At 69.1% G+C, this 26,709-nt stretch carries 22 protein-coding genes; 14 read left to right on the top strand and 8 right to left on the bottom strand.

Annotation, left to right across the window (positions count from 1 at the left end):
• Window positions 1-2: 2 nt before the first annotated feature.
• Entirely contained in the window at window positions 3-1,067 is a 1,065-nt protein-coding gene (locus Q664_RS36885; protein ID WP_043406909.1) for a hypothetical protein, read from the bottom strand.
• Between the two features lie 175 nt (window positions 1,068-1,242).
• Complete coding sequence (locus Q664_RS36880; protein ID WP_043406906.1) at window positions 1,243-3,615, bottom strand: FG-GAP-like repeat-containing protein; 2,373 nt, start codon at window positions 3,613-3,615, stop codon at window positions 1,243-1,245.
• A 224-nt stretch (window positions 3,616-3,839) separates the two neighbouring features.
• Here Q664_RS36880 and Q664_RS36875 point away from each other — a divergent pair, with 224 nt between their 5' ends.
• The 5 genes from Q664_RS36875 to Q664_RS36855 are packed head-to-tail and all read left to right on the top strand — an operon-like array spanning window position 3,840 to window position 9,699.
• Window positions 3,840-5,438 carry a CotH kinase family protein gene (locus Q664_RS36875; RefSeq protein WP_043406903.1) on the top strand — a complete coding sequence of 533 codons (1,599 nt, stop codon included), beginning with the start codon at window positions 3,840-3,842 and terminating at the stop codon, window positions 5,436-5,438.
• A 29-nt stretch (window positions 5,439-5,467) separates the two neighbouring features.
• The gene (locus tag Q664_RS36870) at window positions 5,468-6,199 is read left to right on the top strand and encodes a VTC domain-containing protein (RefSeq protein ID WP_235217023.1); all 732 of its coding nucleotides are present in this window, start codon (window positions 5,468-5,470) and stop codon (window positions 6,197-6,199) included.
• Window positions 6,196-7,356 carry a porin gene (locus tag Q664_RS36865; RefSeq protein ID WP_084610591.1) on the top strand — a complete coding sequence of 387 codons (1,161 nt, stop codon included), beginning with the start codon at window positions 6,196-6,198 and terminating at the stop codon, window positions 7,354-7,356. The genes Q664_RS36870 and Q664_RS36865 overlap by 4 nt, the downstream gene beginning before the upstream one ends.
• On the top strand, window positions 7,356-9,044 hold the full coding sequence (tmk, locus tag Q664_RS36860; protein WP_043406995.1) for a dTMP kinase: 1,689 nt from the start codon (window positions 7,356-7,358) through the stop codon (window positions 9,042-9,044). The genes Q664_RS36865 and tmk overlap by 1 nt, the downstream gene beginning before the upstream one ends.
• On the top strand, window positions 9,031-9,699 hold the full coding sequence (locus Q664_RS36855) for a DUF4956 domain-containing protein (protein WP_043406893.1): 669 nt from the start codon (window positions 9,031-9,033) through the stop codon (window positions 9,697-9,699). The genes tmk and Q664_RS36855 overlap by 14 nt, the downstream gene beginning before the upstream one ends.
• 16 nt (window positions 9,700-9,715) lie before the next feature.
• Here Q664_RS36855 and Q664_RS36850 read toward each other — a convergent pair whose 3' ends face one another.
• Complete coding sequence (locus Q664_RS36850) at window positions 9,716-10,636, bottom strand: DUF3616 domain-containing protein (RefSeq protein ID WP_235217022.1); 921 nt, start codon at window positions 10,634-10,636, stop codon at window positions 9,716-9,718.
• Between the two features lie 294 nt (window positions 10,637-10,930).
• On the opposite strand from Q664_RS36850, the gene Q664_RS36845 reads away from it, so the two are divergent.
• The 8 genes from Q664_RS36845 (at window position 10,931) to Q664_RS36810 (ending at window position 19,091) form a co-directional block, all read left to right on the top strand.
• Window positions 10,931-11,659, top strand: a complete 729-nt coding sequence (locus tag Q664_RS36845; protein ID WP_052519129.1) for a response regulator transcription factor — start codon at window positions 10,931-10,933, stop codon at window positions 11,657-11,659.
• Window positions 11,656-13,047, top strand: coding sequence for a sensor histidine kinase (locus tag Q664_RS36840; RefSeq protein ID WP_043406891.1), 1,392 nt, complete (start codon window positions 11,656-11,658; stop codon window positions 13,045-13,047). Before Q664_RS36845 ends, Q664_RS36840 begins: the two co-directional genes overlap by 4 nt.
• Window positions 13,048-13,129: 82 nt before the next feature.
• Window positions 13,130-13,555 carry a hypothetical protein gene (locus Q664_RS58335; protein ID WP_152622556.1) on the top strand — a complete coding sequence of 142 codons (426 nt, stop codon included), beginning with the start codon at window positions 13,130-13,132 and terminating at the stop codon, window positions 13,553-13,555.
• Between the two features lie 4 nt (window positions 13,556-13,559).
• Complete coding sequence (locus Q664_RS36830; RefSeq protein ID WP_043406885.1) at window positions 13,560-14,141, top strand: hypothetical protein; 582 nt, start codon at window positions 13,560-13,562, stop codon at window positions 14,139-14,141.
• Between the two features lie 248 nt (window positions 14,142-14,389).
• Entirely contained in the window at window positions 14,390-15,802 is a 1,413-nt protein-coding gene (locus tag Q664_RS36825) for an efflux RND transporter periplasmic adaptor subunit (RefSeq protein WP_052519128.1), read from the top strand.
• An 18-nt stretch (window positions 15,803-15,820) separates the two neighbouring features.
• Window positions 15,821-16,567 (top strand): ABC transporter ATP-binding protein, encoded by a 747-nt coding sequence (locus Q664_RS36820; protein ID WP_043406882.1) that lies wholly within the window; start codon window positions 15,821-15,823, stop codon window positions 16,565-16,567.
• The gene (locus Q664_RS36815; RefSeq protein WP_043406880.1) at window positions 16,564-17,796 is read left to right on the top strand and encodes an ABC transporter permease; all 1,233 of its coding nucleotides are present in this window, start codon (window positions 16,564-16,566) and stop codon (window positions 17,794-17,796) included. Before Q664_RS36820 ends, Q664_RS36815 begins: the two co-directional genes overlap by 4 nt.
• A complete protein-coding gene (locus Q664_RS36810) occupies window positions 17,796-19,091 on the top strand; it encodes a TolC family protein (protein ID WP_043406877.1) in 1,296 nt (431 codons plus the stop codon). The genes Q664_RS36815 and Q664_RS36810 overlap by 1 nt, the downstream gene beginning before the upstream one ends.
• Before the next feature lie 566 nt (window positions 19,092-19,657).
• Here the strand turns inward: Q664_RS36810 and Q664_RS36800 are convergent.
• Window positions 19,658-20,044 (bottom strand): hypothetical protein, encoded by a 387-nt coding sequence (locus tag Q664_RS36800; RefSeq protein ID WP_160174580.1) that lies wholly within the window; start codon window positions 20,042-20,044, stop codon window positions 19,658-19,660.
• A 483-nt stretch (window positions 20,045-20,527) separates the two neighbouring features.
• Between Q664_RS36800 and Q664_RS36795 the strand changes: the two genes are divergently transcribed.
• Window positions 20,528-21,412, top strand: a complete 885-nt coding sequence (locus Q664_RS36795; protein WP_043406872.1) for a hypothetical protein — start codon at window positions 20,528-20,530, stop codon at window positions 21,410-21,412.
• Window positions 21,413-21,425: 13 nt separating this feature from the next.
• Here the strand turns inward: Q664_RS36795 and Q664_RS36790 are convergent, their stop codons facing one another.
• From Q664_RS36790 to Q664_RS36775, 4 genes are all read right to left on the bottom strand, one after another.
• Window positions 21,426-22,817 carry an MFS transporter gene (locus Q664_RS36790; RefSeq protein WP_052519127.1) on the bottom strand — a complete coding sequence of 464 codons (1,392 nt, stop codon included), beginning with the start codon at window positions 22,815-22,817 and terminating at the stop codon, window positions 21,426-21,428.
• A 14-nt stretch (window positions 22,818-22,831) separates the two neighbouring features.
• Window positions 22,832-23,602 carry a 3-hydroxybutyrate dehydrogenase gene (locus Q664_RS36785; protein ID WP_043406979.1) on the bottom strand — a complete coding sequence of 257 codons (771 nt, stop codon included), beginning with the start codon at window positions 23,600-23,602 and terminating at the stop codon, window positions 22,832-22,834.
• An 11-nt stretch (window positions 23,603-23,613) separates the two neighbouring features.
• The gene (locus Q664_RS53160) at window positions 23,614-25,038 is read right to left on the bottom strand and encodes a hypothetical protein (RefSeq protein WP_052519126.1); all 1,425 of its coding nucleotides are present in this window, start codon (window positions 25,036-25,038) and stop codon (window positions 23,614-23,616) included.
• 98 nt (window positions 25,039-25,136) lie between these two features.
• Window positions 25,137-26,579 carry an esterase/lipase family protein gene (locus Q664_RS36775; RefSeq protein ID WP_043406869.1) on the bottom strand — a complete coding sequence of 481 codons (1,443 nt, stop codon included), beginning with the start codon at window positions 26,577-26,579 and terminating at the stop codon, window positions 25,137-25,139.
• Window positions 26,580-26,709: the final 130 nt, after the last annotated feature.

The raw sequence follows: 26,709 nt of genomic DNA, 5'->3' as shown, positions 1-26,709 counted from the left end.
GCTCACTCCAGGCAGGTGAGCGTCAGCTCCATCACGCCCACCAGGCGCTCGCCCACCGAGGCCCAGCAGTAGAAGCGGTAATCGCGGCCCTCCACCCCGTGGAGGTGGGAACCGAACGTCACCGACTCACCGGCGTAGGCCAGGCTGTCGGCGCGCACCTCGCCCTGCTTCACCAGGTAGCGCACGGCCGGGTTGCCCACCAGCTCGCGCAGCAGCGAGCCCGCCAGTCCGGACAGGCCGCTCATCACCACCGCCACCGGCAGCACCGGGTGCAGGGCGAAGTGGCCCTTGCACAGCTCCGCGCTCACCGGGCCCAGGGTGGCCTTCAGGCACTCCCCGTCCCGCACGTAGCCGTGGAGCGGCGGCGGCTGGCGGTGGGGGTTCGTCCGCATCGCGGCGAAGTCGCCGGACGTGCAGCGGGGCCCGCGCTCGGCCCGGGGCTCGCGGCGCATCTCCTGGCGCGCTCCCTGGAAGAGGCGCAGGAAGGCCGCCGCGGACAGCACGTTGTAGTCCACCTCCAGCGAGAAGAGCGCCTGGCCCCGCGCGTCCAGCAGCCGCGTCTGGGCCGTGGCGGTGCGCTTGTCGCGGAACTCCGCCTTCGCCGTGCCCACCAACAGCTCGGTGGCCCGGGGCAGCGGGCTCGCGTGCAGCCGCTCCAACCGCGCGCGCCGCGCCAGGTAGTAGTGCTGCCCCTCCTTGGGGTTCACCAGCGCCGACGCACACGAGCCGAGGATGGCCAGGTGCCGCCCCACCTCCGCCGCGTTGATGGGCGAGGCCTCGCCCCCCGTCTCCTGCTCCACCGGCACCCGCGCCGTCAGCTCGCCCTCGCCCACCGCCCGTACCTCGCTCAGCGCGTAGTACGGATCCCTCACGCAGATGCGCGAGAACAGCTCCTGCCGGTTCAGCTCCTCGGGGAGCTCACCAGGGAGCCGTGACGTCTCCGGCATGAAGTGCATCGGCTCTCCCCACGGGCTGGCCAGCGCGGGCGTGGCCAGCGCGGCGACCGCGGGAGAGGACCGTGAGGGCCGTGGGGGGACGGCCAGAGATGAATGCAGTGCGTTACCCATGCTTCTTCCCTCGTGTTGGAGCCTCGGGGGGGTGGGTGCACCCTAACCCATGCCCCCAGAGTCAGGTAGGGAAAAAATTTGCCGTGAGCCCAAACCTCGTCATGGCTCGGACAAGCGGGCCGGGAAAGCTGATGGGTAGTGAGAGCTTTCCCGGCCCGGTGTCAACCACCGGACATCACGGCAGGGAGATGCCGAGGCTCACGCGGATGCCGAAGTCGCACGAGTCGGTGTTGCCGGAGGAGTCCGTGGCGGTGCACGTGACGTTCGTCAGGCCCAGCAGGAAGAGGGAGCCGGGGGGCCGCGAGCAGGTGACGGTCACCGGGCCGCAGTTGTCCTGGGCCGAGACGGCGTAGCGCACGGCGACCCCGATGCTGCCGAGGCTCAACCGGGCATCCACCGACAAGGGGCAGGAGATGGTGGGCTTCGCCGAGTCCACCACGGTGACGATGCCCACGCACTGCGCGCTCGCCGCTCCGTCCGAGGCCGTCAGGGTGACGGGGTGGCTGCCCGGGCCGAAGGACGCATCCGGAGACTGGGAGATGGAGAGCGGCGCCGGCCCGTTGTCCGGATCATGGCTGCCGTTGTCCACGCTGGCGCTGCCCCGGCACGAGGCATTCGCGGGCACGGTGACGTCACGGCAGAGGGCCACCGGCGGCAGGTTGCCCGCGGGCGGCGCCTCGCAGGTGAAGTCCACCGAGGCGGAGGCGGTGTTGTTGTCCTCGCGGCACTCGGTGTCGCGGCCCGTGCCCGTGCCGTCGTCATCCACCCGGACGAAGAGCTCGGAGGTGCCGGAGCTGGGGGAAAGCACCGAGGTGGTGACGAGGACCTCCGCGCCCGCGGGCACCGCCTCGGCGAGCCGGGCCACGGTGAGCAGCGTGCCGCCCGAGGCCGGGTTCCCCGAGTAGAAGGCCACCTTCAGGCCCGCCGCCGCCACCGCCTGGCCCTGGTTGCGCACGCGCGCGGAGAGGCCGAGCGAGCCCTCGCCATCACACGTGGCGGACACGTCGGACACGGAGAGGTCCGAGGCGGCGAAGGGGCCAGGGCCGTCACCGTAGTAGCCGGCCACGTTGGCGTGGAAGGTGTTGAGCCTGGGGTTCAACCAGTAGCTCGCCGGGTGCGCCGGGATGGAGCCGTCGTCGTTGACGTTCGTCACCGAGTAGGCGTGCTGGTTCCAGATGCGCCGCGTGCCGGCCCAGTCCTCCTCCTGGTCGCGGAACACGCGCACGCCGTGGGTGCCGCCCGGAGACGCATGGTCGTTGGAGACCACCACCAGTTCCGCGGCATGGTCCCCATCCACGTCCGCGATGACGGGGTTCTCGTGCGTGGTGCCCGAGGTGTTGGGAATCTCCCAGCGCACCGCGCCGGTGGCACCGTCGTAGATGCGCAGCTTCAGCTCGTCGGCGAAGACGACCTCGAGCTTGCCGTCGCCCTCGAAGTCGAAGGTGGTGGAGCCGGTGCGGCCGGAGCTGTAGTCCTGGATGGAGCTGGACCACTTCACGGTGCCGTCCGCCGCGAAGACGGAGTATGCCCACTCGCCGGGCAGGCCGATCTCCAACAGGCCGTCCCCGTCGAAGTCCGCGATGTTGGGCGAGCCGCCATGGCCACCGGCGGGGACGTCCACGCTCCACAAGAGCGAGCAGTCGTCATCGAGCAGGCTCACCTTGCCGTGGCCCGCCACCACCACCTCACCCGCCGCGTCCTCGTCGAAGTTGGCCACGCCCGCGAAACCGTGGGGAATCTCCGTATTGGCGCACTTGAGCGTGCCATCGGCGCGGTAGATGGCCCGGTCGTTGATGACCTCCTGCGCGCCGTCCTGGTCGATGTCCGCCGCGAAGGAGACGGGGCCCGTGTACTGCGCGCCGCCCATGCCATCCGAGCCCACCCACTTCAGCGCACCGGTGTGGCTGTAGACGCGGTTGCCGTCGAGGATCTCCACGGTGCCGTCGCCGTCCAGGTCCGCCAGCGAGGGACCGCCCCACTCGTTGTAGTCGTACGCGTCCTCGGCCGAGCGGAACTTGAAGGTGCCATCGTTCTCGAAGCAGAGGATGCCGCGGCCGTTCTCGGGGATGCCGCAGATCTCCACCAGGCCGTCGCCATCGATGTCACCGGCGGCGATGCTCGCGGCGGGCTTCACCCGGGCGTAGGGGTCCGTGACGGACCAGAGATCGCGCCCGTCATCTCCACTGACGGCCCGGAGCACCCCGTCCCCGCTGTAGTTGGCCCCCGAGAAGGTGCTGAAGACGATGTCCGGGATACGGTCCCCGTTCACGTCCACCACCACCGGCGTCATCATCACCTGCTTGTGCTCGGGCAGCACCTCGCTGCCCGTCCACGCCCACTGCAGCTCCGGCGCGAAGCCTCCCGTGGGGGGCGACCGCACCTCGCAGCGCTCCGAGAGGTTGTCCTCGCTCCGCGTCTTCGGCTCGTCCTTCACGTCCGTGGTGCCGCACGCCCCCGCCCCGGACAGCACTCCCAGCGCGATGAACAGCCGTCCACACCACGGCCCCGTTCCACCCACACGGCCCTGCCTGCCGCCTCGCGTCTTCATATGGCGTCTTCCTCCACTCGAGACTCACAGCCCCCATGCCGTTGGGGGCGCCTGAGTTGGAATTGAAGGAAGGGTCCAGGAGTGGATCTTTTCCCAGGCGGTGAGAGGGCCGTGCCCCCGTATTCACATCCAAAATATTTCGTCACACCCGCGTAAAGAACAGGTCACGAGCCCCCTTCAGGGTGACCACTCGAAGCACCACGCCCCCCTTCGAGAGGACCCTTATGAAGAGAAGTCCGCGACTTGGAGCACTCGCCACGCTCGCCCTCACCTTCGCGACCGCCTGTGGCGGCATCGAACGGCCCGAGGGCTGGAGCGAGGAGTCTCACGGGAAGGATGCACCCCCCGCCTATGACGTCGTCTTCGCCCAGGGAAAGGTGAACCGGATCGACGTCGTCATCACGCCGGAGGACTGGCGGACGATGCAGGACGACATGACCTCCATGCTGGGGGCATTCGGCTCCGGTGGCGGCATGCCCGGCGGTGGTGGAGGCGGAGGTGGCATGCCGGGTGGCGGCGGCACGGTTCCCCCCGAGCTCGTGCAGGCCTGCCAGGACAAGGCGGAGGGAGACGCCTGCACGGCGACCCTCAACGGCAGCACCTTCACCAGCACCTGCGGCAAGTCTCCGGATGGCACCCAATTGCTGTGCCGGCCCACGAGAGCGCCCGGCGGGGGCGGCGGTGCCCCGGGCGGCGGCGGCGCTCCAGGTGGCGGCGGAGGGGACATCATCCCCAACACGCCGGTGTACGTGCCCTCCACGGTGAACTTCAACGGGAAGACCTGGAACTACGTGGGCATCCGCATGAAGGGCAACTCCTCGCTGTCGCAGACGTGGCGCAGCGGCGTGGGCAAGCTGCCCTTCCGGCTCAACTTCGACGAGTTCGAGGACCAGCACCCGGAGATCGACGACCAGCGCTTCTACGGCTTCGACAAGGTGTCGCTCGGCAACGGCGCGGCCGACACGTCGCTGCTGCGCGACAAGGTGGCCACGGACATCTTCCGCGAGCTCGGCGTGCCCGCCGGACACACCGCCTTCGTCGCCCTGTACGTGGACCACGGCGAGGGGCCCCGGTACTTCGGCCTCTACACCCTCAACGAGGACCCGGATGAGCCGCTGCTCGACAGGAGCTTCGGCGGCCACGAGGGAGCGCTCTACGAGGCGGATGGCGTGGGCGCCCGGTGGCAGGCCTTCGACCAGGAGTCCTTCGACATCCAATCCAACGAGGAGCAGGGCTGGACGGCCGTGGAGGAGGCCATCGCCGCGCTCAACTCGGACCGCACGGACGCGGCGGCCTGGCGTGCGCGCCTGGAGGCGAAGCTGGACGTGGAGGGCTTCCTCCAGTGGCTCGCCGTCAACACGGCGCTGCAGAACTGGGACGCCTACGGCGCCATGGCGCACAACTACTACCTCTATTCCGACCCGGACGATGGAGGGCGTCTGCACTGGATTACCTGGGACCACGACCGGGCCATGGGTGACGGCATGGGGCGGCCGTCGTCGCTGACGCAGGACACGGTGGACGCGACCTGGCCGCTCATCCGCTTCCTGATGGATGACCCCACCTACGCGGAAATCTACAAGCGCTACGCGCTGGACGCGGCGCGGGGCCCGCTGTCCCCGGAGTCGCTGCGGGCCCGGCTGCGCGAGGCGCATGAGCTCATCGCCCCGTACGTGGTGGGCGAGAACGCGGAGCAGGCGGGCTACACCTTCATCAGCAGCCCCCAGGCCTTCGAGGACTCGCTCAGTGGCACCAACGGCCTGCTGAACTTCGCGGCGAAGCGTCAGGCCGAGGTCGAAGCCGCGTTCGGAACGGCCCCATGAACGCCCCGGCCCGGACGAGCCCTTCCCCCATGTCCACCCCCGCGCCAGAGCTGGACCATGAGCGGCGTTTCCAGCCCTCGCGCGAGGCCCTGGAGAACTTCCTCCGGGACACCCGGCAGTGGACCCACCCCCGCGTGTACGACGCCAGTCTTCCGTTCTCCTTCACGCGGACGACGTACTTCGACACCGAGGGGCTGGACTTCCTGGGCTCGTGCCGGGCCGGACGCCCCCAACGCCTGCGGCTGCGGGAGTACGCGGGGACGGTGAACCTCGCGTGCCCTCCCGTGCTGACGGGAACGCGCTACCTCGAGATGAAGACGAGCTCCGGGCAGCGGCGCACCAAGATTCGCGCCTCGCTCTCCGCGGACGAAGCGGCGGCGCTGCTCTCGGGCAGGCCCCTGCCCGGGGAGAGCGCGGCGGCCACCCTGCTGCGTCAGGTCGCGTCCTCGCCGGTGAAGCCATGGGTGACGGCGTGGTACCGGCGCAACACGTACGCCAACCCGGATGCCAGCGTCCGCATCACCGTGGACGAGGAGCTGCTCTTCGCCCTCCCGCCGGAGCAGAGCACGGCGGGCGAACCGGCCGCCCCCTCCCGGCTGCTCCACCGAGCCCCCGCCACGCTGCTGGAGGTGAAGTGGCAGGGGGACTCCCCGCCCTGGCTGGAGTGGCTGCTCTGGAAGCTGGAGCCCTTCGAGACCCGCGGCTCGAAGTTCGAACACGGCATGCGCGCGCGTCTCGCCGGCACGCCGTCCAGGCAATGACTTTCAAGGAAACCCCCGCCGTGCACAGCCCCCGCCTCCTGGCCCTCGCCACGCTGCTCCTCGTGTCCTCTGCCCGGGCACAAGAGCAGGACAATGAACCTCCCGCCGCCCCGGAAGCCCCCAAGGCCCCGGACACCGTCCCCCAGACACCCACGCCTCCCGCCGGGGAGAGCGAGGGGAGCCTGAAGCTGCCCTCCGCGTTCGGCACGGTGGAGGTGGGAGGCCGCTTCTCCATCCGGGAGGCGGTGGATGCCAAGGGGGCGGACGCCTGGGCCGGCAAGCTGTCCATTCCCGCCGCGCGCCTCGAGGTCACCTACTCCTGGAAGAAGACCCTGCGGGCCGTGGTCGAGTTCGACATCGCCGATGGGCTGAGCGGACTGAAGGACGCCTATGCCTGGCTGAACATCTCCGGCGGTTTCGCGATCCGGGCCGGCCAGTTCAAGGTGCCGCTGTCGCTCGTGGAGCTGGAGTCCACGACGCGGCTCCCGCTGGTGCGCCGGGGCCTGCTGCGCGATGTGCTCAATGACGGGCTGGGGCAGACTGGCCGCAGCCTGGGCGCGCAGCTCGAGTGGAAGTGCACGGGCTGCACGCGGGCCCTCAAGCTGCGTGCCGGTGTGTGGCAGTTGGGCGGGGACGAGAAGGTCGCCGTGCAGAACGGGCTGGGCCTCACGCCTGGCTTCCGGGGAACGTGGGAGGTGTTGGACTCGCTGGAGCTGGGCGCGTCCGCCCTGGGCAGCTCCTCGTCCCAGTGGACGGCCGGCTTCGACGTGAGGCACGCGCTGCCCCTCGGCCCGACCGAGCTGCGCACCTGGGCCGAGGTGCTCGTGGGGCGCACCACCCAGCTCGTGGGCAGCGACGGGCCGCTGCTCATGGGGCGGGCGCTGACGGCCTGGCGCATCGGCGGGAGCAAGAAGGGCGCGCTCTACGTCGAGCCCTTCGTGATGGTCTCCGCGCTCGACACCCACCTCCAGCTCCAGGACGACCGGCTCTGGGAGCTGGGGGGCGGACTCAACTTCGGACAGAGGAACCGCTGGCGGTTTCAGGCCCAGGTGGAGAGCCGCCGGGCCGAGGCCTCCGTGCCGGCCGCGGTCCAGTCCCTCGACAACAGCCTCGCCGAGCGGCGGGCGGTGATGTTGCAGATGGAGGTCAGCTTCTGATGTTGATTGTCTTCGAAGGAATCGATGGCTCCGGCAAGACGACGCTGTCCAACCGCGTGGCGCGCGAGCTGCGCCGGGCGGGGCTGAGCGTGCGGCACGTGCGCGAGGACGGCAAGCTGGCCTCCCCCGTGTCCGAGGGCTTGCGGCTCTTCACCAAGAACCCGCGCAACCTCGCGCTCACCCCCATGGCCGAGCTGCTGCTGTACGCCGCCCGCGAGACGCAACTGCTGGAGGAGGTGACACGCCCCGCGCTCGCCGAGTACGAGCTCGTCATCGCGGACCGATTCCTCTACACCGCCGAGGTGCTCGCCCGGTGGGGACGCGGGCTCCCGGAGCACGAGGTACGGCCCATCCTCGAGGCCTGCGCGCGGGGCCTGCAACCGGACCGCGTCTTCCTCATCGACGTGGACCCGGCCATTGCCCGCGCCCGCCGCCGCATCACCAGGCTGCTGGCACCGCCCCAGGGCACCTCGTCCCGGAAGGGACTGGCGGGAGTGGGCATGCAGGCGCGGCTGCGCGCGGGCTACCGGGCCCTCGCGGCGGAGGCGCCGGAGCGGTGGAGCCTCGTGGAGAACGCGGACGTGCCGCTCGACACGATGGTGGGCCTGCTGGTGCAGGAGGTGCTGCGGCTCGTGAAGGGCGACGTCCCCTCCTCCAACCACCCCGTGCGCGCCCGGCCGGCGCCGCCCCTCCGCTCGCTGGCCGAGGTCCGGGGATGCTTCCTCGCGCGGCTGGATGGCTGGATGCAGGAGGAGCCGCAACTGGCCGCGTGGTTCCTCGCGGGCCTGGAGGGTCCGGACATCGACGAGCGCCGGAGCCAGCTGGCCGGAAAGCACCCCGAAGTCATCGCCTATGGCCTGTCCGGACTCACGGACGCGAACGCGTGGGAGCTGCGGCGGCAACTGGAGGAGGCGGCACCGGTGCAGGTGCTCGGCTCGCTGAAGGACCTGGCCTCGGATGTGCCCAAGGCCTGGGCGCTGCGCGAGCGCTGGGAGACGCGCAAGCAGGAGGCGGTGGCGGAATCGCTCGGCGGGCTCGACTCGGAGCGGGCCTGGGCGATGCGCGAGCGCATCTACTTCTCCGCCGCGGAGCAGGTGGTGGGCTCGCTCGCGGGGATCGGCGGTGAGCGGGCCTGGCGGGAGCGGAGCCGCTGGCTCTCGGACATGGGAGGCGAGGCGGCACTCGGGCTGGAGCGGGTGGCGCGCATCGCCTGCCGCTCCATCCGGGGCGTGGATGACGAGCGGGCCTGGGAGTGGCGCGAGCGCGCCTTCGAGGCGGCTCCAGACGCGGTGCTCCGCACCCTGGACGGGCTCGACAGCGAGCGGGCCTGGGAGATGCGCGAGCGGCACGTGGCGCGCGCCCCGCGGGCGGTGCTCGGCACCCTGGAGGGCCTGGACGTTCCTCGCGCCTGGGCCCTGCGCGAGTCCTTCGGCGTGCAGTGCGAGGAGGCGCTGGACTCCTTCGTGGGCATGGAAGGCGCCACGGCGTGGAAGCTGCGCACGGCGCTGGCGGACACCTGGCCCGCGGCCACGGTGAAGAACCTCGGGCCGCTGGCCTTCACCTCCCGGGGGCGGGCGCTCATCGAGCGGCTGTTGGAGAGCCACCCCCATGACTTCGCCCTGCTGCGCCAGGCCGTCCGCGCCACGCGGGACACCACCACCCAGGAGCTTCGCGATGCCTCCGCCTGATGCCCTGACGCAAGCCTCCTCCGTCAGCCCCCATATCCTGCCCACCCTCGAGGCCCTGCTGCGCTTCAGCCTCGCCCTGGTGCTCGGCTCGCTCCTGGCCTACCGGCCCTGGCGCCGGTGGATGCCCAACGTCCCGGCCCCCGTCCTCTCCACCGTCCACACCCAGTTGCTCATCGCCGTGGCCGGCGCGGTGATGACGACCGTCATCGGCGACAGCATGTCGCGCGCCTTCGGCCTGGTGGGCCTGGGCGGCTTCATCCGCTTCCGCTCGGGCATCAAGGACCCTCGCGACGCGGCCGTCATGTTCGTGCTGATTGGCGTGGGCATGGCGTGCGGATTGGGCGCCTTCCAGATCGCCCTGGTCGCGACGTTCTTCCTCGGCGCCGTGCTGATGATCCTGGACACGACGGCCAGGAACGACACGCAGTGGGTGAAGCTGTCCCTGGACCTGGATGACGTGGGCGCGGCGCTGCCACCGCTCCGGGCCCTGCATCCGGGCGCGCGTGTCGTCACCCTGGAACAAGCGCCCTCGGCGTTGTCTGGCACGGCGGTCGTGGAGATCGCCATGCCCCAGCGGATGGACGGCTTCGAGCTGCTCCAGGCCGTGCGCGGCGCGCTGCCGGGAGTCCGGAGCGCGTCCATCGATCCGGGTTGAGCATCACCCCTGAACGTCACTTCTTCCCGGGCAACCGCAACCAGACGCCCCGGAAGCGCTTCTTCGCCGCCTCCGGGAGCCGCTTGCACTCGACGCCGTCGATCAGGCTGCTCCCATCATCACTGAGGACGAGGATCTCCTCCTTGTCCTCGAACGTGACGAAGGCCTCGGGGTTGAGGCCGGTGAAGTCGGCGCCCTCCACCGCCCTGGGCTCTCCGGCCCCACCATCCCAGGTGAAGAGGCGCGAGCCTCCGTGCCCGGAGATGGGGCCGCCGATGAAGAGGTACTGTCCCCGCCACCAGGAGATGGCGCGAATCCCCAGCCCGCCGAGGTCCAGCAGCCGCGCGGGCCCCAGGCGTGCCTTCTTCCCCTGGAGCAACTCCATGGGGTTCAGGAGCACGACGGTGAGTGCCTTGCCCTGGGGAAGCGGATTGCGGAAGCCGATCAGGATGGACTTCCCATCCGCCATCGCCGTCATGCCCTCGATGTTGAGGCCGCCCTCCTCCTTCGGAGCATGCGTGGCGGCCGAGCCGAGGCCGAACGCTTCGAGCTGGGGCGCCGCGAGCAGCTCATCGAGCAGCCGCGTGTAGGGCTTGCCCTCGAGCCGGGTCGTCCCATCCTCCAGGGTGCGCGTCGCGAAGAAGCGGAAGCGGTTGGGATCCACCTTCCCGGAGCTCTTGCGCCCATGGGAGGTGAGCCAGAAGGAGAGCGGCGGTATCTCCGTCGCGGCCTCGATGTCCGTCTCGGGAGCCCGCTTCTTCCCCGAGGGGAGCTCCAGCGCCGGCGACAGGTCGAAGGTCTTGACCGGGCCGCCTCCGCTCTTGCCGTCATAGACGCGGATGACGTTGTCCTCGTCATCCGCGACGGTGAACATCCACGAGCCTTGCACCACGGCGCCCGACGCATCGCACGCGCCCTCGAAAGTCACTGATTTCATGGCCGGGGCCGGGGCCTGCGCCGAAGCGCCCAGGAGGGCGGTCATGACAAAGGCGGTCTTGAACATGCCGCGAATCATAAGCAACCGGGCCAGGGCCCGCGCCCACCATGTCCGCTCGGAAATATTTCGTCATCCCTCCGAAGCGCGCGGTTAATAAGCGTTGTGCATCTTCCAGGATGCGACCCGGGAGCAACCGTCCAGCCGTATCCGACCCCCTCCAAGTGCTCCCGGGTCGTATCTTCTATCGCTGAGCCCCTTGGGGGCGGACGGCACGGCGGGAGGAGAGAGACGCGTATGGACTCGACGACACACTCCACCACGGACGAAGGAACCATCCAGGTATTGCTGGTGGAGGACGACGAGCGCCTGGCCCGGCTCACCAGCCGCTACCTCCAGGAGCACGGCATCATCGTCACCGTGGCCCGCACCGGTCCCGAGGGCCTGGCGGAGGCCGCCCGCCACGACTACGACGTCCTTCTGTTGGACCTGATGCTGCCGGGGCGGGATGGGATGGAGGTCTGCCGCGAGCTGCGCACGCGCAGTGATGTCCCCATCATCATGTTGACGGCGCGCGGCGAGGAGGCCGACCGGGTGCTCGGCCTGGAGTCGGGCGCGGACGACTACCTCGCCAAGCCCTACTCCTCGCGCGAGTTGCTCGCGCGCATCCGCGCCCAGGTGCGCCGGGCCCGCGGGCGTGCCGGCCCCTCCTCCCAGCCCATCCAGGCGGGCAAGCTGTCGCTGGATCCCCGCAGTCTCAGCGCCACCCTGGATGGCAAGGTGCTGCCGCTGACCTCGTATGAGTTCACGCTGCTGCGCGCGCTGGCCGAGCGCGCCGGCCGGGTGCTCAGCCGCGAGCAGCTCCTGGACCTGGTGAAGGGCAACGCGGACGAGGTGTTCGACCGCTCCGTGGACGTGCACATCTTCCGCATCCGCCAGAAGATCGAAGAGGACCCGCGCAACCCGAAGCTGCTCAAGACGGTGCGAGGCGCGGGCTACCTGCTCGCCACCGGTGACGACACATGAAGACCCGGCTTCCCGGCCGCCTGCTGCTGCGCATCTACCTGGTGGGGCTCGCGCAGCTGCTGCTCATCGCCTTCGCGTTCAACCTGGCCCGCCGGTACGCCGAGGAAGGGAACCGGCCACGGTTCTCCGAGCGGGCCGCGGCCTACGCCGCCTCCAGCTGGGCCCTGTTCCTGGACGAGCCCGGGAAGTTGCGAGAGGTGGTGGACCAGGCGGGCCAGCAGCTCCGGATGCAGGTGACGATACGCGCCCCCGATGGCCAGCTCCTCGCCTCCAACATCCCATCCCCCCACCCGCCCCTGTCCTCCGAGGAGCTGCGCCGGCTCGAACGGGAGCGCACGCTGAGCAACCCCGAGCCGCCCCACCTCGTGCGGGTGGCCATCCCGAAGACGGGCGCGATGCGGGCCTACGCGCTCATCGATCTGCCCAAGCCGCCCGGGCCTCCGCCCGACCTGGGAATCATGCTCGCCGTGGTGCTCGGGTGCACGGCCATCACGTCCATCGTCTTCGCCCGTTCCCTGGCCGTGCCCCTGCAGAAGCTGGCCGCGGCGGCGCGGGCCTTCGGCGCGGGCACGCTGAGCGCGCGCACGGGCGTGCGCCGGCGCGACGAGCTGGGACAGGTGGCCGAGGCCTTCGACGAGATGGCCGAGCGCATCACCCACCTGCTGCGCTCGCAGAAGGAGCTGCTCGCCAACGTCTCGCACGAGCTGCGCACTCCGCTCTCCCGTATCCGCGTGGCGCTGGACCTGGCCAACGAGGGGGACGCCACCCTGGCGCGCGAGTCCCTGGCGGACATCGCCGAGGACCTGAACGAGCTGGAGCGGCTGGTGTCGGACGTGCTCACCGCGGCCCGGTTGGACCTCGCCACGGAGCAGACCCCGGGCGGCGCGACTCCGCCGCTGCGCCGGGAATTGGTGGAGGCCCAGACGTTGGTGGACAAGGCCGCCGCGCGCTTCCGCGCCACCCACCCATCGCACCGGCTGGAGGTGCACGTGGAGGGGGGAACACTGCCCGTGCTGGAGGCGGACCCGGTGCTGTTGAGGCGCGCGCTCGACAACCTGCTCGACAACGCGGGCAAATACTCCGATCCCCAGAAGACCGTCTGGCTGCTCGCACGCCCGCGGGAACATGGCCTCCAGCTGGAGGTGCGTGACGAGGGCATTGGCATCGAAGCGAAGGACCTGCCCCATCTCTTCACGCCGTTCTTCCGCAGCGACCGCAGCCGGGCCCGGAAGACGGGGGGAGTCGGGCTGGGGCTCGCGCTGTCGCGGCGGATCATCGTCGCCCACGGGGGCACGCTCACGCTGGAGAGCCAGCCCGACCAGGGCACCACGGTCCGCATCACCCTCCCCGCCGCTCCGGAGACGGGGCAGCCGCTGACGGGTACGTAGGATTCGCGTCTATAGGGGGGTGATAGCGTGGGCATTCATGCCAGCACGAATGCTTGGACTCCAACCTCTCCGCTGGTCCCTCGTGATGCTGCTCATCCTCACGGGGTGCACCATCAACCACTATCTACCTCGTCACTTCGATTTCGTGACCGTGGTTGAAAAGACCGAGCCAGGAGCGGACGGCTGGCGTGCCGCCTGCCTCCATGTGCCCGTCATCAACACGCAGGACATGAGTACATTCGTTTGTAGATTTGGTGTCGACATGCCCATCGAAACCGAAGCGGATGGATACTTATCCTTGACGCTGGCCCAGCGCATCGCCGCCGACTGCGCCAACGAGGCTGGGCGCATCGTGCTCAACGCACCCGCTTCTCCGGGTCCTGGCCTTGTCTGCGAGCAGTTCAAGAAGAAGTTCAACGAAATCCTGAACCGCGCGGTGCTGGGTTCACGAGTGAAGACAGAGTGTCACAAGAAAACAACTCCCATGACCATCAACCTCAACCTGTAACCTCATGCCTCCTTCAGCGGAAGACCTGCTTGCCCTCGTCCGGAACTACTTCCGCCCGGACAAGGACTTCAACTACAGGCCGGAAAGCAGTCCCGAGCATGAGCGGTTCTCGGAGCAATGGGAACGGGCACTCGAGCGGATGGACCAATGGCGGGCGTTCCTGCGAGAGCTCAGAGGAGAGCTACCTGACTTCGATATCGGAAACGTCACGGCCCCATGTGACTCGTGTTTCCGCTGCGCTACATATCCGAAGGACAAAATCCGGCCGATAACGAGCAGCTGGTCCGTCGTCGGCTGTCTCAGCATTCTGGCGCCTGTCTATACTGTGTACGGAGCACGCTATACCTACTGGTACACCGACAAGGGCCGGGAGCGGAGCGACGAGGTCTTCCTCTATTCGCTGCCGCCCGAGATGCAGGGTCCCGCCTCCATCATCGCCAGGGGAATCGAGGCAACCTTCGGGGCCGAGGCCCTTCCTCGTGAGATCGCCGAGACTCGAATCCCGCTCATCGTGGAACCGCAGGAGCCGCCCGATACCACCCTGTTTCACGCCCTGTTCATCAGTGAGCCGGAGAAGGTCCCCTGACGGAGGAATGATGTCCTGACAGCCCCCGGCTCGTTCAGGTCCCAGGACCCTTCCCCCAGGAATCCACTTCTACGTACGTAGAAGTGAAACGCGTGACCCCAGGAAACCAGGGGGGGCCATTCATCCAACCAAGCCCCTGCTCCCCTCTCTGGAGGCGGGGCAAACGGCCGAGCAGGCGGCTTTGTCCCGTCATCTTTCGTAACAAAGGCGAGATTCACCGAAATGTCGGGGGGCCTAGATCTGGGCTCATGAGGTCAACGACCGAGCTACCGCGACGCGAAGAGCAGTCCCCCTCCCTCCAGCCCAGGCCCGTGCCGGTGGAAGACACCCGGCGCTGGCATCTGCCCGCCAGGTGGCCCCTGTGGCTGGGCGTCATCGCCCTGGTGGTGGCCGCGGGCGTGTGGCTGCTCAGGCCCAAGGCGAAGGATCCGGCCGCCAGCTACGAGACGGCGGCGGTGCAGCGGCGCGATGTCCAGTCGCGCGTAACGGCGACGGGCACGTTGTCCGCCCTCGTGACGGTCCAGGTGGGCAGCCAGGTGTCCGGCCGCGTCCAGGAAATCCTCGTCGACTTCAACTCGCCGGTGAAGAAGGGCCAGGTGATTGCCCGCATCGACCCGCAGCTGCTCCAGGCGGCGGTGGAGCGGTCCCGGGCCAACCTCATCGCCGCCAGGGCCAACGTGCAGAAGGCGCGCGTGGAGGCGGACAACTCCCGCCGACAGGCCGAGCGCTCCAAGACGCTGCGCGACCAGCAGTTCATCTCCCAGTCGGAGCTGGACACCGCCGAGTCCGCCGCCCAGGTATCCCAGGCCCAGGTGACCTCGTCCGAGGCCGCGCTGGCCCAGGCCCAGGCGGCGCTCAACGAGGCGGAGGTGAACCTGCGCTACGCCACCATCGTGTCGCCCACCGACGGCATCGTCATCTCGCGCAGCGTGGACGTGGGCCAGACGGTGGCGGCCTCGCTCCAGGCGCCCACCCTGTTCACCATCGCCGAGGACCTGCGCAAGATGCAGGTGAACACCAGCGTGGCCGAGTCGGACGTGGGCCGGCTGCAGGACGGCATGCGCACCACCTTCACCGTGGATGCCTGGCCGGGAGAGACCTTCGAGGGCTCCATCCGGCAGATCCGCAACGCCTCGCAGACGGTGCAGAACGTCGTCACCTATGACGCCGTCATCGACGTGGCCAACCCGGAGCTGAAGCTCAAGCCGGGCATGACGGCCAACGTCACCTTCATCACCGCGCACCGGGAGAACGTGGTGACCGTGCCCAACGCGGCGCTGCGCTTCCGGCCCCCGGAGCCCCCCGCGGGAGCGGGAGCGGCGCGGCAGGGCCCTGGCGTGGGCGGCGCGGGCGTCCAGAATGGCGCGGGTGCCCCGAGTGGCGTGGGGGCGAGGGAAAAGCCCGCGCCCGGTACCAAGACGGTGTTCGTGCTGCGCGAGGGGCGGCCCCAGCCCGTGCGCGTGAAGCCCGGCGTAACGGACGGCACGTACACGGAGGTGGAGGGCGAACTGCGCGAGGGAGATCAGGTCATCACCGCCACGGCCGCGGGTACGCAGTCCACGCAGGGCACGGGCCAGGGCTCCGGCCAGCGGACGGGTGGCATGGGCGGCATGGGTGGCGGCAGGTCCGGTGGCGGATTCCGCGCCCCGGGCCCCTTCTAGGCGGACGAGAGGCGCGACATGAACGGACAGCTACAGCAGATGCCGCTCATCGCACTACGGGGCGTGAGCAAGATCTACCAGACGGGCGACGTGGAGGTGGCGGCCCTGCGGAACGTGGACTTCCACGTGGAGCCGGGCGACTTCGTGGCCATCATGGGTTCGAGCGGCTCGGGGAAGTCCACCCTGATGAACATCCTCGGCTGCCTGGACCGGCCCACCTCGGGCCAGTACTTCCTGGATGGGCAGGACGTGTCGCGCCTGGACCGCAACGGCCTGGCCATCGTGCGCAACCGCACCCTGGGCTTCGTCTTCCAGAGCTTCAACCTGCTGGCGCGCACCAGCGCCCTGGAGAACGTGGAGCTGCCCATGCTCTACGCCGGGGTGCCCGCGCGTGAGCGCAAGCGGCGGGCCCGCGAGGCGCTCGAGCGGGTGGGACTGGGCGCGCGCCTGGAGCACCATCCGCGCCAGCTCTCCGGTGGCCAGCAGCAGCGCGTGGCCATCGCCCGGGCGCTGGTCAGCCAACCCCGCGTCATCCTCGCCGACGAGCCCACGGGCAACCTGGACTCCCGCACCAGCATCGAGGTGATGGCGCTCTTCCAGGAGCTCCGTCACGAGGGCATCACCCTCGTGCTGGTGACGCACGAGCCGGACATCGCCAGCCACGCCGGGCGCGTGGTGGTGGTGAGGGACGGACGCATCATCTCGGACAAGCGCCAGCAGCCGGTGCCCGCGGAAATACCGCCGCTCGAGGAGGCCGTGTCATGAACGTGCTCGAGACGATGTCGCTGGCGGTGCGCTCGCTGCTGCGCAGCAAGATGCGCTCCTTCCTCACCGCGCTGGGCATCATCATCGGCGTGGGGGCCGTCATCGCCATGGTGGCCATTGGCGATGGAGCCCGGGCCAGCGTCCAGAAGGTGTTCGACGCGATGGGCACCAACATGCTCATCGTCATGTCCGGCTCCACCAACTCGGGTGGCGCGCGGGGAGGCTTTGGCAGTCAGCCCACCCTCACCTGGGACGACCTGGAGGCCATCCGCACGCAGTTGCCGAGCGTGCGCGCCGCCGCCCCGGAGATGCGCACCAACACCCAGGTGTTCTCCGAGGACCAGAACTGGACCACGAGCGTCACGGGCACCACGCCCGACTACTTCGGCGTGCGCGGCTGGAGCATCGCCACGGGCCGGCGCTTCAACGAGGCGGACGTGGAGGCGGGCGCCAAGGTGGCCGTCATCGGCCAGACGGTGGTGGAGAAGCTCTATGGCGCGGGCTTCGACCCAGTGGGCCAGGTCATCCGCATCAAGAAGACGCCCTTCACCATCATCGGCATGACGGCGCGCAAGGGCCAATCGCCCATGGGGCAGGACTACGACGACAGCATCCTCGTCCCCGCCACCACCTTCCAGCGGCAGCTCCAGTCGCAGAGCCTGGGCAAGTACATCACCGGCGTCCTCAACGTGCAGGCGGACGCCAATGCCGGCACCGCGAAGGCCCAGCAGGACGTCACCGCGCTGCTGCGCGAGCGGCACCGGCTGGCGGAGGACGCCCCCAACGACTTCGACGTGAGGGACCTGTCCGAGCTGGCCAACAGCCGTCAGCAGAGCACCGAGACGCTCAGCCTGCTGCTGGCCTCCATCGCCGCCGTGTCCCTGGTGGTGGGCGGCATCGGCATCATGAACATCATGCTGGTGAGCGTCACCGAGCGCACCCGGGAGATCGGCGTGCGCGTGGCGGTGGGCGCGAGGCCCCGGGACATCCTCGCCCAGTTCCTCATCGAGGCGCTGACGCTGGCCCTGCTCGGAGGACTCATCGGCGCGGCGGTGGGCCTGGGCGTGGCCCGCTTCCTCGCCAGCCAGTTCCAGTGGCCCCTGTTGGTCCGCCCGGATGTCATCTTCATCGCGCTCGGCTTCAGCGCGCTCGTGGGCGTGGGCTTCGGCCTCTACCCCGCGCGCAAGGCGAGCCAGCTCGATCCCATCGACGCACTGAGGTACGAGTGATGAGAACCCTCCTGCCCCTTGTCGCCCTGTTGCTCGCCGCCAGTCCGGCGTGGGCCCAGCAGCGTGTGCTCACCCTGGACGAGGCCCTGCGCACCGCCACCGAGCGGCAGCCGCAGCTGCGCCAGGCCCAGGCCAACACCACCGCGGCCAACGCCCGCGTGGACCAGAACTTCGCCCCGCTGCTGCCCCAGGTGAGCGCCAACCTCTCCTACCAGCGCTCCGTGTCCAAGGGCGAGACCGTGAACACGGCGAACTCCTCCGGCTTCATCAGCCGCGAGGGCTTCAACGCGGGCGCGTCCGTCAACCAGCTCATCTGGGACTTCGGCCGCACCACGGGCCGGTGGCGCTCCGCCCAGCAAACCGCCGAGGCCCAGAAGGAGACGGAGAGCCAGACGCTGCTGGACGTGCTGGCCAACGTGCAGACGGCCTACTTCAACGTCCTCGCCCAGCAGTCACTGGTGCAGGTGGCCGAGGAGACGCTGGAGAACGAGAAGGCGCGCCTGGGGCAGGTCAACGCCCAGGTGCAGGTGGGCACCCGGCCGGAGATTGATTTGCTGCAGCAGCGCACGGCGGTGGCCAACGCCCAGGTGCAACTCATCCAGGCGCGCAACAACGCCGCCACCAGCAAGGCCCAGCTCAACCAGGCCATGGGCCTGGAGGGCCCCAGCGACTACACCGTGCGGGACGCGGTCGTGGCCCCCGTGGAGGGCGAGGCCCTGACCGTGGACACGCTGGTGGACACCGCCATCGAGGGCCGCCCCGAGCTGGCCGCGAGCGAGCACCAGCTGCGTGCCCAGGAGCTTCAAATCTCCGCCACGCGCGGCGCCTATTGGCCGAGGATCTCCGCGTCCGTGTCGGGCTCGCAGGCGGGCGCGGACCCGACGAAACTCCAGTGGGGGCTGAGCGGGCAGGTGGGCCTGAGCTGGCCCCTCTTCGAGGGCGGCGTCACCCGCGCCCAGGTGCGTGAGCAGCAGGCCAACCTCACCCACCTCCAGGCCCAGCGTGACGCGCTGCGCCAGCTGGTGCGGTTGGAGGTGGAGCGCGCGCAACTGGCGGTGAACGCCGCACGCGAGAGCGTGTCCGCCACGGAGGAGGCGCTGACCAATGCCCGCGAGCGGCTGCGTCTGGCCGAGGGCCGCTACCGCGCGGGCGTGGGCAACATCATCGAGCTGTCCGACGCGCAGCTCTCCGCCACCAACGCCGCCGTCCAACGTGTCCAGGCCACGTACAACCTGGCCACTGCTCGCACCGAGCTGGCGCGCGCCCTGGGGCGGCAGCCCGGCCCCACCGGGTGAACAATATCTACCCATCTCTACGGCTGATACGGATAGCGCGCCAGAACCTTCCCCTCCGGGGAGACAGCGTACAATTCGAACCAGTCGGGAGTCAGGCTCACGCCCGCGGCGAAGCGTCCACATCGCTCCGGGCGTTGGTTGATGCGGACGAAATAGAGCCCACCCTGCTCGCCAACAACGGCCTCCAGGGCCTTGGCGGAATAGGTACAACTCCCCGCATACTCCTTCGGGAAACGAGCCAGCACGTGCTGAATCGCCGCATGTGCCGCGAGTACCGCGGGGCCCTCCAACGTGGCCAACGGACGCACGTCAACAGGCCAGTGAATACCAGCTGCGAAGAGGGGCCTTCGCCCGAAGATATCCGCATACAGTTCCGGGAGGCCGAGCTGGAGACTCGACTCTCCACGTCCACCTCCGGGGGACTGGATGAGGACCTCCGGTGCTCTCCCGTCCGCCTCCGGAGCGTTGGATGGAAGGGCCACGGCGCCCCCATCCACCAGAAGTGAAGCGAAGAGGACAAGGTGATTGAGCTTCGACATGTCACCACTCGAAGAAGGGGCGAGTTTCTACTTCAACGCGGGGATGCACTTCGGAGGGGCGCCTCCAGGGCTCAGCATGCTGGAGGGCTGCGGCTGACAGGTCGCCTGGAAATCCCAGCGCTTCGTGTCCTCGCTCCATTTGAATACCTCACCCGCTGGATTCCACTTGTAGAAGCGTGGAGTGTCTCGTCGACCCGTGGCGAGCCAATGCCACGCCGGAATCAACCGTCCTCGCGAATCACGGACCATCCCGCCACTGGGAGTCGCCCCGTAGGCCACCATCATCCAGACGCCCTCGCCTGACTTCACCAGGGGAAAAATGGTCAGATCCGGGCCGCTCATGCTCGTTCCGCAGGGGTGGTTGTGAGCGAAGCCGAGAACGGGCAGGTCCCGGCCGAAATCCTCGTCTTCCACTCCGCCGAAGGGGGGCTTGCATTGGCTCTGCTCCCCGGTCAGCCCCCGGATGGGCCACGACACGCGCCAGTCTTGGGGGGTTCTGTAGATGGCGACGCAGTACTCGGTTGCATCCGGACGTGGGTATCCCGTGTTGGGATCGCAGGCATCCGATGCACCCGGCAGGCCCATCAAGGCCTTGAGTGTCGGCGAATGGGTAGCTCGGTTCGCAGGTAGTAGGCCCTTGGCCCTGAGCATGCGAGGGAAAGCATGAGTGTCCCGAAGACACCATGGCGCGGGAGGAGCTTCATCCACGCACAGTATAGCATCGGCCCTCTGGGCCCCCTCCTCCACCTCCTGGCCCGGAGTGACGCGCCGCACCAACACGAACAATTTCCCAGATTTCGAGAAGTGTCCGTATTGAGCGGGAAATCTTGGTGGTAGGGTTTTCACACGCCCGGCTGGAAGGCAGGCGGGCGTGAACCCCCAGACAGGAAGTTCCCCATGACCCTCCGTACGGCAGTCCTCGCGGCGACGGCCACCGCCGCCCTCCTCGTGGCCCCCGAGGCCTCGGCCACCAACTACACGCTGTGGATCCACGGCAAGAACGGCGGCGGTACCCAGCGCGGCAACTATGCCGACTTCTCCAACTGGGGCCCGTCCTCCGTCGCGGCCGGCGTGAACAAGAAGGCCGTCAACTGGGATGGCCGGCAGAAGATCTCCGTGGAGAACTTCCGCATCCGTGACGCGCTGGACTGCTTCTGCACCGGCACCAACTGGTGCTACGTCGCCGTGCACAGCGCGGGCAACCTGCAGATTGGCTACGCGCTGTCCCTGTACGGCGGCTCGGCGCGCTACAAGAAGAACGCCGTCCCCAACTCCTCGGGCGTGTGCGGCAACACGGACGGCACCACGCAGGTGGGCTGGAACATCAAGTGGGTGGACGTGGCCTCGGGCGCCGCGGGCGGCAGCGAGCTGGCCGACTACGGCGAGTGGGCGACGGGTGACGCCATCGTGGGCGACCTGATGACCTCCACGGCGCGCTCCATGTACAACCACAACACCACGCGCTCGGTGTGGTTCTACATGTTCGCCGCCGCCAAGGGCACGGCCTACTCCGGCATCCTCTCCGGACAGGACGACGAGGCCGTGGCCTACCACTCCACCGGTGGCGTCTCCGCCAAGGGCGGCTTCTGCAACCCCGGTGACTGGTTCTGCGACGGCACCCTGAACACGGGCACCGCCGCCACCAGCAACGGCAAGGCCAAGTGGAGCTACCACACGGTGGAGTTCCGCGATGACGGCGAGAAGCACGACCACTACCAGAACGGCAACTGGGAGAACATCGTCGGCGTGGTGCGCGCCGACGTGGCCACCTACGCGAAGTAGGCCCGGCTGAAGCTCAGGCCACCTCGCGCCGTTCGCCGCTCCCCGCGGCTCCTTCAGGAGGGGCCGTGGGGGCCGATTCGGAGAGGTGCCCTCGGAACGTCTCGGCGGAGAGGTACACGGAGACGAGGGTGACGAGCGCCAGGCCCACCATGTAGAGCGACACGGGCCAGGACTTGCCCCCGGACCAGGACAGCAGGAACGTGGCGGTCAGCGGCGACAGGCCTCCGGCGAACACGGAAGCGAGCTGGTAGCCCAGCGAGGCCCCGCTGTAGCGCACGCGCGTGCCGAAGAGCTCCGAGAAGAAGCTGGCCTGGGGCCCGTACATGGCGGCGTGGGCGATGATGCCCAGCGAGATGGCCACCACGATGAGGGCGGTGGAGCGCGTCTCGAGGAGCCAGAAGAAGGGGAAGGCGAGCACCGCGCAGCCCATGGCACCGCCCAGGTAGACGGGGCGGCGGCCCACCACGTCCGACAGGGCCCCGAAGGCGGGAATGGCCACCAGGTGCACGGCGGTGGCCGCGAGCACGCCATTGAGCATGGTGGCCTTCTCCAGCTTGAGCTGCTCGGTGCCGTAGGTGAGGACGAACGTGGTGACGATGTAGAAGAAGCCGTTCTCCGCGAAGCGCGCCCCCATGGCGAGGAGGATCTGCCGGGGGTAGGTGCGCAACACCTCGAGGATGGGGAGCTTCTGGGGGGCGCTCTCGGCCTTGGACGCTGCGTGAGCGGCCTGCTGCGCGCGGAAGGCGGGGGACTCGGCGACGCTGACGCGGATGAAGACGCCAATGCCGATGAGCACCGCGCTGAAGAGGAAGGGCACGCGCCAGCCCCACGAGACGAACTGCTCCTCGGGCAGCCGGGAGAAGAGGGAGAACACGGCGTTGGCCACCAGCAGGCCCGCGGGCGCTCCCATCTGCGGCCAGCTCCCGTAGAAGCCGCGCCGGTTGGCGGGCGCGTGCTCCACGGCCATCAGCACCGCGCCGCCCCACTCACCGCCCAGCCCGAAGCCCTGGAGGATGCGCAGCAGCACCAGCAAGATGGGCGCCCCCACGCCGAGCGTCTCGTACGTGGGCAGCAGACCGATGGCGAACGTGGCCAGGCCCATGATCATCAACGTGGCGCTGAGCATGGACTTGCGCCCGAGCTTGTCGCCGAAGTGGCCGAAGATGATGCCGCCGAGCGGCCGTGCCACGAAGCCCACCGCGAAGGTGGCGAACGCGGCCAGCGTGCCCATCAATGGGTCGAAGGACGGGAAGAAGAGGCGGTTGAAGATGAGCGCCGCCGCCGTCCCGTACAGGAAGAAGTCGTACCACTCCACGGCCGTGCCAATGAAGCTCGCGGCGGCCACCTTCCAGATGTTCGAGTGCTGCTCCTGCGCGGGCGCTTGGGAGGCGTTGGGTACCGTCACGGTGTTTCCCTTTCTCAACGGGCCGTCCAGCCGCAGTCCATCACCTGGGCGGCCCCGGTGATACCCCCCGCGGCCTCCGAGCACAGGAAGGACACGTACGCGGCCACCTCGCCCGGCTCCAGCAGGCGCTTCACCGCCGCGGGAGCCAGCATGACGCGCTCGATGACCTCCGTCTCCGTCATGCCGTGCACGCGGGCCTGGTCGGCGATCTGCTTCTCCACCAGCGGCGTGCGCACGTAGCTGGGGCAGATGGCGTTGACCGTGACGCCCTTGTCGGCGGCCTCCAGCGCCACCGTCTTCGTCAGCCCCATGAGGCCGTGCTTGGCGGAGACGTAGGCGGACTTGTACGGCGAGGCCACCAGCCCGTGCAGCGAGGAGACGTTGATGATGCGTCCCCACTTGCGCGCGTACATCAGCGGCAGGGCGTACTTCGTCAGCAGGAAGGGCCCCACCAGCATGATGCGGATCATCTGCTCCCAGCGCTCCTCGGGGAACTCCTCCACCGGAGACACGTGCTGGAGCCCGGCGTTGTTCACCAGGATGTCGAGCCGATCCCACTCCTTCTGGGCCCGGTTCACCAGGGACTGGCACTCCTGGCGCGAGGACACGTCGGCCCGCTGCGCCACGGCACCCGGAATTCCCGCGGCCACCGCGCGCGCGCCGGCCTCGTCCAGATCCGACACCAGCACCCGGGCCCCACGAGCACCCAGGTCCTCGGCCACCGCCCGGCCGATTCCACTCGCCGCGCCCGTCACGAGCGCGGTCCTTCCCGTCAACTCACCCATGGACATCCCTTTCAGAGAAGCATGCGCAGCGTGAGGAAGCCCGACAGGTCGCGCTCCTCCAGCTCCGGCTTGCCATCGATTTCACGCGTGTAGGTGGCCACGCGCGCGCCCAGGGCCACCTGGTCGAACATCCACCAGGTCGCGCCCACGTTGAGGAAGGTGGTGGTCGTGCCGATGACGGGCTCGCTCGAGGGCGTGGAGCCGACGGGGGGAATGAAGGAAGGCGTCTGGTCCGCCACGCGCGTGAGCTGGAAGCCCACGCCGGATCTGCCGAAGAGGAAGACGTCCAGGCCGCCGGTCATCGTGAGCGCGTTGAAGCGCGTATCCAGGAGCTCGTTGCTGTAGCCCGCGACCGAGTTGGTCACGTCGTTCTCCACGCGTGCCACGTTGAAGAAGGGCGTCACCTCGAAGGGCAGCGCCGGCACCATGCCCTTGAGCTTGAGCTTCACGTTGCCGCGCACGTTGTAACCCGTGAGCGCCGGATCCAACTTCGAGTTGGCCTGGGTGTTGATGTTGAAGACCTGGGCCATCGCCTTCGCCTCGAACCAGGGGTGGTCGTAGGTGAGCGAGGGGCTGATGACGCGGAAGTGGATGTCGTCATCCGGCTGGCCGTTGCTGAAGGTGCCCAGGGGCTTCTGCCAGAAGCGGCTGTTGCCACCGAAGGAGCCACCCACCATGTAGGAAGACGAGGAGCTCAGCGGGTTGGCCTCGGTGTAGCTCAGGCCGACGGTGAAGCCCCAGCGCGAGTAGCGCGCCTGCACGCCCTGGCCGCGGTTGAAGCCGCTGAAGAGCAGGGGATCTCGCGTGTACTTGTCCGCCAGGAGCACGTCGCCCTGGTGCGCGGAGAAGAAGTCCACGCTCGCCGGGTCCAGGATGATGCCGGCCTCCACCGTGGCGCCCCACCGCTGCAGGCGCAGCACCTGATCTCTCACGGACATGGACGCCGTGCCCTCCCAGATGCCCGAGCCATGGTTGCGGATGTTGCGCTCGAACTCGCTGCGGAAGGTGACGTAGGGCCCCAGCCGTCCCTCGGCGCCGAAACGCGCGATGGCGATCGTCGTGAGGCGGCCCTCCTTGTCGGGGTTGGGGTTGACCAGCAGGTTCTCCGAGTGGAGACCGCCCGCGATGGCGAGCACCGGGCTGATGAAGTACGTGTCGCCGCCCAGCGCGAAGAGGGGCCGCGTCGCGGGCGTGGGCGTGCCCAGCACCAACGCCTCCGGGTCCTGCTTCTCGGCCGGATCCAGCCGGGCGGGAGCCGCGGGCGCCGCGGGCGCGAGGACGGGAGCGGCCTGGGGCGCGGTCCGCGCGACAGGGGCATCAGGGGTGGCCGCGGCGGGGGCCTCGGAGTCCTGCGCCCGGGCCGGAGCGGACACCAGGGCGGACGCCAGCGTGCACACGAGCGCCACGCGGGAAGCGGTGGGGAAGGACGGGTTCATGGGGGGAGACTTTCCTGGGCTGCTCTCCAGAAGGGAGACCGCCGCCCGCGCGGCAGCCACGGCCACGGGCGGCGGAGGAAGACCAACAGGGACGGCGGCTAGTTCGCCAGATAGTCCATGACGAGCTTCAGGCCCGCATCGGAGCGCACGGAGCCGAAGTGGTTGGCGATGAAGCCCTTGCTGAAGTAACCGCTGGTGTCGTAGTCGTTGAGCGTCGTCAGCTTGTTCGTCACGCACCCCGGCATCTCGATGCGCGAGGCCGACTCGGACACGTACAGGTCCTGGTAGTTGGCGCCCTGCTGGATGTCCGTCATGGTGATGGTGAAGTACTTCACCACGTTGCCGCCGCACTGGCCCGTCTTGCCGAAGGCGAAGTCACCGTCCGCGCACGGGGTGGCGAACAGATCGCGAGGCCCGTTGAGCGGCGCGTGGAAGTACGTCTGCACGTAGTTGGCGCGGCTGCCCATCTCGCACACGATGGTGCCCCGCATGGTGGGGTTGGTGGAGCACAGCGTGCTGGGCGGATCGAAGGTGGACACGCCGTGGTTGGCGCCCGAGCCGAGGATGACGTGGCTCACGCGCGTGAAGGGGTTGATGGCGTCCGGCTTGCCATCCACGAAGTCCACGTACAGCCGGCGCAGCGCATCGCGCACCACCGTCACGCCCAGCGAGTGGCCCACGAGGGCGATCTTCCGGTTCGGGTTGTTGAGCATCACCGCCTTGACGAGGCCCTGGAGGATGGGCGTGGACCAGCCGTGGTCGATGTTGCCCGACGCGTTCTCCGAGGTGCTGTTGGACGAGGGGTCCACCGTGACGACCAGGTCCGTGCGGAAGTCCACGGCGACGACCTGGTAGCGATCGGAGATCAGCTTCTCGGCGAGCTGCGCGCGCGCCTCGGTGTCCGGGCTGAACTGCACCTTCTCGAAGGTGGCGTTGATGACGGTGCCCGCCGGCAGGAGGAACTTCTCCCAGGAGTGCGGCCGGGTGGAGTTGCCGTGCACCAGGATGACGATGGGCTTGGAGGTGTCCTCGTTGGTCTGCGTGTACTGCTTGGCGGCGCAGGGATAGCCCTCGATGCGGGCCAGGTCCCCGTCCACGTGGCCGGTGGCCTTGTTGGCGACACCGACGGTGCTGTCCGCGTTCCACTTGCCGTCGTTGTTGCCGTCGATGAAGGGCGTGCGGCCCTCCGCCGTCGAGGTGTTGGACTTGTCGTAGTAGAGGTTGTCGATGGAGCAGCCGGGGTGGTTGCTCAGCGGGCGGTACTTGCCGTCATAGTCCTTGTAGGTGGCGGGCGTCTGCCGATCCGTGCGCGTGGGCTCCGCCATCTGGGCCGCGTCCCGGAAGGACCAGCCCGCTACGTCCACGCCCTCCGCCTTCAGCGCCTCCTGCAGGTCGGCGATCTGCTCGCGACAGTTCTCGAGCGTCACCGGGACCGAGTACGGGTCCTTGTTACCGCCACCCGTCGTGGTGGGACATCCAAGCAGCGTGCAGGCGGCGAGTCCGGTCGCGTAGAAGCGGAGGGAGAACCTGGACATCCTCATGTGTGGCTCCTGTGGGAAGACGAGCGGCGTTGGGGCACTGCGCGAGTCGGGGTGACGCCTGCTCGAAGCCGGCCATCGGGCGGCGGCGGCATACTACCGTAACATGAAGCCGGACTCATGTTTGTATGAT

It is taken from the genome of Archangium violaceum Cb vi76 (assembly GCF_000733295.1).
GTDB classification, from domain to species: Bacteria; Myxococcota; Myxococcia; order Myxococcales; family Myxococcaceae; genus Archangium; species Archangium violaceum.
Note: the sequence above shows the minus strand (reverse complement) of the source record. Positions and strands in the feature narration are given on the sequence as shown.

Bases quoted from the DNA above. Each gene is read 5' to 3' on its own strand.
- Q664_RS36865 (WP_084610591.1), top strand. From the start codon at position 6,196: ATGACTTTCAAGGAAACCCCCGCCGTGCACAGCCCCCGCCTCCTGGCC.
- Q664_RS36820 (WP_043406882.1), top strand. From the start codon at position 15,821: ATGAACGGACAGCTACAGCAGATGCCGCTCATCGCACTACGGGGCGTG.
- tmk (WP_043406995.1), top strand. From the start codon at position 7,356: ATGTTGATTGTCTTCGAAGGAATCGATGGCTCCGGCAAGACGACGCTG.
- Q664_RS36840 (WP_043406891.1), top strand. From the start codon at position 11,656: ATGAAGACCCGGCTTCCCGGCCGCCTGCTGCTGCGCATCTACCTGGTG.
- Q664_RS36875 (WP_043406903.1), top strand. From the start codon at position 3,840: ATGAAGAGAAGTCCGCGACTTGGAGCACTCGCCACGCTCGCCCTCACC.
- Q664_RS36785 (WP_043406979.1), bottom strand. From the start codon at position 23,602: ATGGGTGAGTTGACGGGAAGGACCGCGCTCGTGACGGGCGCGGCGAGT.
- Q664_RS36825 (WP_052519128.1), top strand. From the start codon at position 14,390: ATGAGGTCAACGACCGAGCTACCGCGACGCGAAGAGCAGTCCCCCTCC.
- Q664_RS36880 (WP_043406906.1), bottom strand. From the start codon at position 3,615: ATGAAGACGCGAGGCGGCAGGCAGGGCCGTGTGGGTGGAACGGGGCCG.
- Q664_RS53160 (WP_052519126.1), bottom strand. From the start codon at position 25,038: ATGAACCCGTCCTTCCCCACCGCTTCCCGCGTGGCGCTCGTGTGCACG.
- Q664_RS36810 (WP_043406877.1), top strand. From the start codon at position 17,796: ATGAGAACCCTCCTGCCCCTTGTCGCCCTGTTGCTCGCCGCCAGTCCG.
- Q664_RS36885 (WP_043406909.1), bottom strand. From the start codon at position 1,067: ATGGGTAACGCACTGCATTCATCTCTGGCCGTCCCCCCACGGCCCTCA.
- Q664_RS36830 (WP_043406885.1), top strand. From the start codon at position 13,560: ATGCCTCCTTCAGCGGAAGACCTGCTTGCCCTCGTCCGGAACTACTTC.
- Q664_RS36870 (WP_235217023.1), top strand. From the start codon at position 5,468: ATGTCCACCCCCGCGCCAGAGCTGGACCATGAGCGGCGTTTCCAGCCC.
- Q664_RS36775 (WP_043406869.1), bottom strand. From the start codon at position 26,579: ATGAGGATGTCCAGGTTCTCCCTCCGCTTCTACGCGACCGGACTCGCC.
- Q664_RS36845 (WP_052519129.1), top strand. From the start codon at position 10,931: ATGGACTCGACGACACACTCCACCACGGACGAAGGAACCATCCAGGTA.
- Q664_RS36850 (WP_235217022.1), bottom strand. From the start codon at position 10,636: ATGAAATCAGTGACTTTCGAGGGCGCGTGCGATGCGTCGGGCGCCGTG.
- Q664_RS36815 (WP_043406880.1), top strand. From the start codon at position 16,564: ATGAACGTGCTCGAGACGATGTCGCTGGCGGTGCGCTCGCTGCTGCGC.
- Q664_RS36855 (WP_043406893.1), top strand. From the start codon at position 9,031: ATGCCTCCGCCTGATGCCCTGACGCAAGCCTCCTCCGTCAGCCCCCAT.
- Q664_RS36795 (WP_043406872.1), top strand. From the start codon at position 20,528: ATGACCCTCCGTACGGCAGTCCTCGCGGCGACGGCCACCGCCGCCCTC.